The organism is Oceanospirillum linum (genome assembly GCF_001995095.2).
GTDB classification, from domain to species: Bacteria; Pseudomonadota; Gammaproteobacteria; order Pseudomonadales; family Halomonadaceae; genus Oceanospirillum; species Oceanospirillum linum.
In genome coordinates, this window is record NZ_MTSD02000034.1 from 1 (window position 1) to 654 (window position 654).

General features: G+C 51.4%; 1 protein-coding gene. It reads left to right on the top strand.

Annotation, left to right across the window (positions count from 1 at the left end; translation table 11 throughout):
- A partial coding sequence (locus BTA35_RS16485; RefSeq protein ID WP_139363698.1) for an Ig-like domain-containing protein occupies positions 1–654 on the top strand: 654 nt, incomplete at both ends.

Sequence of the window (654 nt, forward strand, 5' to 3'; positions counted from 1 at the left end):
ATGATGGTAACGGCAATCTGACCTACAGCATCCAGGTTAAAACCGATGATTTGGAAGCCGACAACAGTGTTGATGCGTCGGTTACCGCCACAGATGCCGCAGGCAATAGCCAAACCGCCACCGCGGATCGCGATATCTCCGTGGATACCGAGATCAATGCCTCCATCACCATCGATACCATCGCCGGTGATGATGTACTGAATGCAGACGAAGCGGATAAAGAGTTCACGTCCGTAACCGGTACTGTCGGCGGTGATGTAAAAGCCGGTGATGAAGTCACGCTAACCGTTAATGGCGAAACCTATACCGGTAATGTTGTAGAGAATGCCTCTGGTGACCTGACCTATAGCATCCCGGTTAAAACCGATGATTTGGAAGCGGATAACAGTATCGATGCCTCGGTTACCGCCACCGATGCCGCGGGCAATAGCCAAACCGCCACCGCGGATCGTGATATCTCCGTGGATACCGAGATCAACGCTTCCATCACCATCGACATCATTGCCGGTGATGATGTTCTGAACGCGGAAGAAGCGGATAAAGAGTTCACGTCCGTAACCGGTACTGTCGGCGGCGATGTAAAAGCCGGTGATGAAGTTACTTTGACCGTTAACGGTGAAACTTATACCGGTAATGTTGTAGAGAACACTGCTG